Raw genomic sequence first — 7,695 nt, forward strand, 5'->3', positions numbered from 1 at the left:
ATATAAAGATTATTAATTAAAAGAACTATAAGAAAAAAGGAGATTAAAATGCCAAGATTTAAAAAAATATATATAGAAACAACAAATATTTGTAATTTAAGTTGTAATTTTTGTCCTAAAACTAGTAGAAAACTAGGCTTTATGGAAGCTTCCGAATTTAAAAATATTATAGAAAAAATAAAGGGTTACACAAATTATATTTATTTGCATTTGATGGGTGAACCTTTTTTAAATAAGAATCTAAAGAGTTTTCTAAGAATAGCAAAAGAAGCTGATATAAAAGTTAATATTACTACTAATGGAACTTTAATAAATAATGTTAGAGATATATTAATTGAATCAGGAGCAATAAGACAAATAAATATTTCATTACATAGCTTCGAGGCGAATGAAAGTAAAATAGACTTTAATGAATATTTAAATAATGTTTTAACTTTTATAAAAGAAGCTAATGAAAAAAGTGAAATTATCTGTGCTTTAAGGCTTTGGAATATTGATACTGAAGAGCTTAAAGCTAATAATAGTTTAAATAGTGAAATTATAAAAAGAATTGAAAATACATTAGAATTAGACTTTTCTCTTGCGTTGGCCTTAAGTGAGAAAAAAGGTATAAAGCTTAAAGATAGAGTATATTTAAATATGGCAGAAAAGTTTAGTTGGCCAGATGCTAATCTTTCTTTAATAAGTGAGGAAGTATTTTGTCATGGTCTTAGAGATCAAATAGGGATATTAGTAGATGGTACTGTAGTACCTTGCTGCTTGGACAGTGAGGGTAAAATACCTCTTGGAAATATATTTGAACAAAGTCTTGAAGATATAATAACTTCGGAGAGAGCTATTAATATATATGATGGATTTTCTAGAAGAGTTGCAGTAGAAGATTTATGTAAGAGGTGTGGATATGCAAAAAGACGATTTAAATAAGGGATGGTGGTAATTTGAAATATATTTATAATTTAGCCTTTAAAATGTCTATAAGTGCGACTATAGCATTAGTTATTGCAAATTTATTTAATGTACAATACGCTACAGTGGCAGCGGTTATTGCGATATTAAGTATTCAAGATACAAAGAAAAAAGCACTAATAGTAGGAAGAAATAGAGTAGTTGCTTGTATAATAGCTATATTTTTATCTATAGGGATATTTAAGATATTAGGACAAAATCCTATTACTTTTGCAATATTTCTTTTAATATTTATACCCTTAACATCAAAATTTAATATTGCTGAGGGGATGGTGCCTGCTGTAGTTTTATCTACACATTTATTAATTGCAGGTGAACTTAATTCGTATTGGATAATAAATGAGCTTTTAATTACCTTTATTGGGGTAGGAATAGCTTCTATAGCTAATTTATTTATGCCATCACTAAGATCTGAGTTTAATGAGGATAAGGAGTATATTGAAAAAAGCTATAAAATTATTTTATATAAGATGGCAAACTCTTTAGTTAGTTATACAGTGGATATTGATGAAGAAATAATAATGAATGAGTTAGAGAATAGATTAACAGAAGCAGTAAATAGGGCATATAAAATAGCTAGCAATAACTTATTAAATACTGATTCTTATTATATTGATTATATGAATATGAGAAAGATTCAATTTGATATTATTAAAAAATTAAGATCACATTTTGAAAAGTTTTATATGTCTTTTGAACAAACCTTTATGATTTCAAAATTTACGAAAAGTGTTGCATCTCAAATAAAAGATACTAATGATTGTTTAGACTTATTAGAGGAACTTGAAGTTTTAAAGGAAGACTTTAAGCAAATGGCTTTGCCTAAAACTAGAGAAGAATTCGAGAATAGGGCACAATTACTACAATTTTTAAACGATATGGAAGATTTATTAAGAATAAAGAGAAACTTTATTTTAAATTATTCTAGTGAAAATAAAAGGGATAAATTTACAATAAAATCATAAAGGGGTATAATATTATAGGGGGAGATTTTATGGAAGAAAATACAATTTTAGAATTAAAAGACTTAAAAATGAATTTTGGAGAAAAAGAAGTATTAAAAGGCATTAATTTGAAGGTTAAAAGTGGTAGCATTATTGGCTATATAGGACCTAATGGTGCTGGTAAAAGTACTACGGTTAAATTAATATTAGGACTTGTTACAGGATATTCTGGAGAAATAAGGGTAATGGGAACTGATATTGCTACAGGAGATGAAAGTTATAAGAAGAAAATAGGTTATGTTCCTGAAGTCCCAGAGATATATGATAGTTTAACTGGTAAGGAGTATTTAACATTTGTTGGACAACTATATGGTATAAATTATAATGCAGTAGATAACAAAGCAAGAAAGCTTATGGATATTTTAGGGATATTAGATTCTTATGAAAAAAGAATCTCATCATATTCTAAAGGTATGAAGCAAAAGCTTATACTTATTTCTAGTTTAATTCATAATCCAGAAATTTTATTTTTAGACGAGCCATTAAGTGGTTTAGATGCTAATAGTGTTATGATAATAAAAGAAATACTATCTCATCTTGCAAAGGAAGGAAAGACTATATTTTATTCTTCTCATATTATGGAAGTAGTTGAGAAAATAAGTGATAGAATAGTATTAATAAATAATGGTGAAATTGTAGCTGATGGAAATTTCGATGAGTTAAAAAATAGCTTTAAGGAAAGTAGTCTTGAAAGTATATTTAATGAAGTTACTGGATTCCATGAATATAAGGAACTTGCAGAAAGCTTTATTTCAGTAGTTAAAGAGGTATAGCTATGAAGGAGTTTAAAGTATTAAAGGTTCTAGATAAAATATCAGGAATTTATAAAAAGTTCGGTGTAGATTATGAAGTCCTTAGATTAATATTAAATGCAAAGTTAACTATGGATGGAAGAAGAAAAGCCACAGTTTTCAATAACGATAATAGCAAAAGAAAGAAAAAAGATGAGGATTCGAATCAGTTTTACAAGGCTTTAATTTTATATGCCTTTATGGGACTTTTTTTAGCCATTATGCTTATATTTGATATTAATAAGATGTACATGATGGCAGTATATTTTTCAGCAATAATGTTCATGGTTTTGACTATTTTTATATCTGATTTTTCTTATGTTATTTTAGATATTAGAGATAAAAATATTATATCTACTAAAGGAGTAGATAGTAAAACTATAAATGCTGCTAAAATAACTCACATTTTTATTTATATGCTTTATTTGACTATTGCTTTAGCAGGAGTATCTTTATTAGTGTCCTTTAAATATGGGATAACGTATTTCTTGATATTTTTAATTGAAATAATTTTAATAGATATACTTATGATAATTATAACAGCCCTAGCTTATCTTTTAGTTTTAAAGTTTTTTGATGGCGAAAAATTAAAAGATTTAATAAATTTTGTGCAAATAGGATTAAGTATTTTTATTATAGTAATGTATCAAATAATACCTAGATTATTTGAATTTGTTAATTTAGCAGATATAAATTATAAAGAAAAGTTATGGCATTTGCTAATACCTCCTATGTGGTTTGCAGCTCCACTTTCAATAGTTTCAGGAGAAGGGGTAACTAATCTTAAGATAATAATGTGTATTTTAGCTTTAATTGTCCCAGTTATATCAATATTTATATACTTAAAATTAACACCAGCTTTTGAGAGAAATCTTCAAAAGTTAAATAATAATGATGATAAAGTAAAAGAAAAAGTTAGTTTCCTAATAAAGATAAATAATTTCTTTTGCAAGGATAACACAGAAAGAGCTTTTTTTAATTTTTCAATTGGAATTATGAATTCTGAAAGAGAGTTTAAACTTAAAATTTATCCTAATTTAGCACTAGGTATAGTTTTACCTATAATTTTTCTTATAACAGGCATAGATAGAAATAACCCAGCAGGGGTCTTTGAAGGATTAAGAAACTCAAAATTATATCTTTCAATATATGCTTTTTCATTTATTATTCCCAATATTATCATTATGTTAAGATACTCAGAGAGGTATTTAGGAGCTTGGATATATGAAGTTGCACCTATAAAAAATACATCAGCTATTTTTAGGGGAGTATTAAAAGGAGCTATTTATAAATTTATTTTAATGCCTTATTTAGTTATTTCTGCAATATATATATTTGTATTCGGACCAAAGGTTATAATACATTTAATCATAGCCTTCCTAGTATTTATTTTACTAATGATTTTAAACTTTATGAAATTAAGTAAGGTGCTACCATTTTCTAAGAAGTTTGAAGCTACTAATAGCGGAGAAAGTGTTGCAGCTATGTTTCTTTATCTTTTTTGTATAATAGTTGCGGTAGCTATTCACTTTATAATTAGTAAATTTATTATAGGACAGTTTATTTTTGTTGTAATCTTATTATTAATAGATCTATATTTATGGAAGTTTTCCTTAGTTGTTCCTAAAGAAAAACTAAAAAATTAGTATATAAATAAAATCACTTAGCTTTATTTAAGAAGTACTAAGTGATTTTATTTTATTTTTAGTATATAATAGTTAAAAAAAGATTAACAAGGAGAAAGATATGTCAAAGGTAATAGTAGTTGGAGCAGGCCCCTCAGGAATAATGGCGGCGCTTTCAGCTTCAAGAAATAACGAGGTTATTTTAATAGAAAGAAATAATGAAATAGGTAAGAAACTTAAGCTTACTGGTGGCGGAAGATGTAATATTACTAATAATAGGGATATAGAAGAGTTTTTTGAAAAGATAGTTACAAATAAAAAGTTTTTATATAGTGCGTTATATACTTTCTCTAATTATAATTTATTGGAGTATTTTAAGGAAAAAGGACTTGAATATAAGGTTGAATATGATCAAAAGGTATTTACAAAAAGTGATAAAGCAGATGAGGTTATAGAAATATTTAAAAGAGACCTTATGAAGCATGAAGTTAGAACTTATTATAATACTAAGATAAGTGATTTATTAGTTGAAAATAACACTATTAAAGGAGTAGTAACAGAAGAGGGGAATGAGATTTATGCTGATAAGGTTATAGTTACTACAGGTGGTAAGAGTTATCCTACTACAGGCTCAGATGGTAGTATGTTTGAAATATTGAAAAAACATGGTCATACTATAAATAGTTTTTATCCTGCCCTTATTCCTCTTGTAATAAAAGAGGGTTTTGTGAAAAATTTACAAGGTATAGCAATAAAAGAAGCAGTAATAAGTACTACTATAAAGAAAAAGAAAATTCAAAGGCAAGGTGATATGCTATTTACTCACTTTGGAATATCTGGGCCAGGAGTTCTTAAGTTTTCTTCTTATATAAATAAGATATTAAAAGAAAGAGAAGTAGAAATAAATATTGACCTTTTACCTGAAATATCTAAAGAAGAGCTTTCACAAATAATAAGAGGTAGTAATAAGAGTATTTTAAATAATTTAAAAGAATATTTACCTCAAAACTTTATAAAAGAAATTTTAAATATTTTAGAATTAACTGAAGTTAAAGTATCTGAACTTAAAAAAGAAGATGAGTTAAAATTAATTAGCTACATAAAAGAAATGAAACTAACAGTAGAAGATACTATTACAATTAAAGCTGCCATGGTTACTAGTGGTGGAGTAAGCGTAAAAGAAATTAATGCTTCTACTATGGAAAGTAAAATTATTAATGGTTTATTCTTTGCTGGGGAAGTGATAGACATAGATGCTGAAACAGGTGGATATAATCTTCAAATGGCATTTTCAACAGGATACCTTGCAGGGGAAGACAATTAGCAATTAATAATTAACAATGGATAATTATAGAAGTAATTCCTACGTAATTACTTTAAATTTATTTTTAAAACTCCTTAGGGAGTTTTTTCATTAATTGTCAAGTGCCAACTGTTAATTGTTAATTAAAAAAAGGGCTGTTTTAAACAGCCCTTTTAGTTTGGAAGTGGTTGATAGGTACTTCTATCTAAATATTCTTTATTTACAAGTTCTCCATTTGCGTTATAGCTATTTAAATATACATCTGCACTTAGTGGACCTAAAGGTACAGATACTGGTTCATATGTCATTCCATTCTTTATAGAAATATCTGACCAAAACTCTATTGTTAAACTTCCATTTCCTGCATAAGTATTAATAACTATAGGATAATCAGTAGTATTTGTAAATTTTAAGTCTATTAAGTTATCAGCTAAAGTTGCATCTAAACCTATTGGGACATATGAAACTGGCATCATATGATTTAACCTTTCAATAGGAATAATACCTGCTCTAAGCATAGCATTATATAAAGTAGAGGATACTTGACATACGCCTCCTCCAACTCCAGGTACAACTTCACCACCTACATAAGTATTAGCTTCAACGAAACCATTTTCTAGAGTAGTTGGGCCTATTGCTTTTTCAGTTGAAAAAGTTTCACCAGGCATAACAATTTGGTTGTCTATATTTCTTGCAGCAAGTTGAAGGTTTGTTCCGCTTGGACCACTTGGATACTTAGTAGTAAATGAAGAAAGTTTATTTTGGACAGTTCCTAAAGCTGATGCTTTAATATCTGCATCAACTACTTCAACATTTCCTACCACCTCAACTAAGTTTGGAGCTTTCATATCTTTAATTTTGTCTTTTATATTATTAATAAGTTCCTCAGTGTTTAATTTAAGTCCAGTAGAATCATTTGATATACTAATTGCATCTCCAGAAATATTAATAGAAGCATTAGTTGGTGCAACATTTACTGAACTTGAAATATCAGATACAAAAGCATTTAATTTTTCATCATTAAATAGAACTTCAAATTCATATTCTCTATTTTCAGGTTTCTTTATTAAATTAAGCTTTTTAAAGAAGCTTTCATTTTTACCAAAGTTTAAAATTTCATTAACTAAATCTTCAGAGTTTAAAGAAGCATCTAGGTCCTTGTAAGAAATTTTAAATTCAGAACTATTTGCATTAACAGCTAGTTCTTTATTACTTATATCTTGTAGTAAGTTTGATATAGAGTTTTTTAACTCTTCTTCATTAAGGCCAGATAAATCTTTGCTTAATATATAAGCACCAGGATAAGCCTTATTTTCGTAGCTATTAATTAGCTTAATATTCTTTACAGTAAAAAATCCACCTAAAGAAAGTATTAAGACTAATACAACAAGAGAGATTTTTAAAAACTTTGGTGTGAAAATTGTACTCTTCTTAGAACTTGCTACCACTTCCTTTTGGTCTTCAGTGTTAAGATTATTATTATCCATAAGTACCAACTTTCTTTATTTTATTCAAGGTTAACCTTGCATATATAGTTTACAACCAAAGTGCTTTAAATTCAATACAAAAATTAATAATATATACTAATAATTACCAAAAAACTTTTAGATATTATAGTTTTAATAATTTAGCATATAAATATTTACAATAAATCCATATATGGTTAGAATTATAGTTGGCAATAAATAGAATTAACAGGGGGACAAAATGAAGAAAGCAAGAAAAAGTAGGAATAAAAGATGGAAAACTATTGGGGGCAAGATATTCAAAATAAATTTCTTAGTTACTGTAATATCAATGATAATATTGTTAGGTATTAATATTTTTATTTTTAATAGAATATTAGATTCAATTACGGATGATGTTTTAATGAAGGGAAAAAATATTAAAGGTTCAATATCAACATTAGATTTAGAAGTAGTATTAGAAAACAAATCAACAGTGGGATACGACTATAAAAAGCTTAAAAGTGATTTAACTAATGCAAAAAGTAATGAAGCAGTTAA

6 protein-coding genes and 1 pseudogene are annotated in these 7,695 nt (G+C 26.9%); 6 read left to right on the top strand and 1 reads right to left on the bottom strand.

Translation table 11 applies throughout. The features are described from left to right. The first annotated feature begins 48 nt into the window (after window positions 1-48). From E6248_RS10430 to E6248_RS10450, 5 genes are all read left to right on the top strand, one after another. Window positions 49-924, top strand: coding sequence for a radical SAM protein (locus E6248_RS10430; RefSeq protein ID WP_316340746.1), 876 nt, complete (start codon window positions 49-51; stop codon window positions 922-924). 14 nt (window positions 925-938) lie between these two features. Then, window positions 939-1,931, top strand: a complete 993-nt coding sequence (locus E6248_RS10435) for an aromatic acid exporter family protein (RefSeq protein WP_136004608.1) — start codon at window positions 939-941, stop codon at window positions 1,929-1,931. 29 nt (window positions 1,932-1,960) lie between these two features. Then, the gene (locus E6248_RS10440) at window positions 1,961-2,743 is read left to right on the top strand and encodes an ABC transporter ATP-binding protein (protein ID WP_316340747.1); all 783 of its coding nucleotides are present in this window, start codon (window positions 1,961-1,963) and stop codon (window positions 2,741-2,743) included. A gap of 2 nt (window positions 2,744-2,745) precedes the next feature. Then, window positions 2,746-4,407 (top strand): hypothetical protein, encoded by a 1,662-nt coding sequence (locus E6248_RS10445; RefSeq protein WP_316340748.1) that lies wholly within the window; start codon window positions 2,746-2,748, stop codon window positions 4,405-4,407. 100 nt (window positions 4,408-4,507) lie between these two features. Beyond that, the gene (locus tag E6248_RS10450; RefSeq protein WP_316340749.1) at window positions 4,508-5,710 is read left to right on the top strand and encodes an NAD(P)/FAD-dependent oxidoreductase; all 1,203 of its coding nucleotides are present in this window, start codon (window positions 4,508-4,510) and stop codon (window positions 5,708-5,710) included. Window positions 5,711-5,862: 152 nt separating this feature from the next. Here E6248_RS10450 and E6248_RS10455 read toward each other — a convergent pair whose 3' ends face one another. Further along, window positions 5,863-7,176, bottom strand: coding sequence for a VanW family protein (locus tag E6248_RS10455; RefSeq protein ID WP_316340750.1), 1,314 nt, complete (start codon window positions 7,174-7,176; stop codon window positions 5,863-5,865). A gap of 220 nt (window positions 7,177-7,396) precedes the next feature. On the opposite strand from E6248_RS10455, the pseudogene E6248_RS10460 reads away from it, so the two are divergent. After that, window positions 7,397-7,695: pseudogene (locus tag E6248_RS10460) on the top strand (methyl-accepting chemotaxis protein); the annotation flags it as partial.

Origin of the sequence: Clostridium sp. (assembly GCF_032552055.1) — a bacterium.
Taxonomy (GTDB): Bacteria; Bacillota; Clostridia; order Clostridiales; family Clostridiaceae; genus Clostridium.

Excerpts from the sequence above, each read along its gene's own strand:
- E6248_RS10430 (WP_316340746.1), top strand. The coding sequence starts at position 49 with ATGCCAAGATTTAAAAAAATATATATAGAAACAACAAATATTTGTAAT.
- E6248_RS10440 (WP_316340747.1), top strand. The coding sequence starts at position 1,961 with ATGGAAGAAAATACAATTTTAGAATTAAAAGACTTAAAAATGAATTTT.
- E6248_RS10445 (WP_316340748.1), top strand. The coding sequence starts at position 2,746 with ATGAAGGAGTTTAAAGTATTAAAGGTTCTAGATAAAATATCAGGAATT.
- E6248_RS10450 (WP_316340749.1), top strand. The coding sequence starts at position 4,508 with ATGTCAAAGGTAATAGTAGTTGGAGCAGGCCCCTCAGGAATAATGGCG.
- E6248_RS10455 (WP_316340750.1), bottom strand. The coding sequence starts at position 7,176 with ATGGATAATAATAATCTTAACACTGAAGACCAAAAGGAAGTGGTAGCA.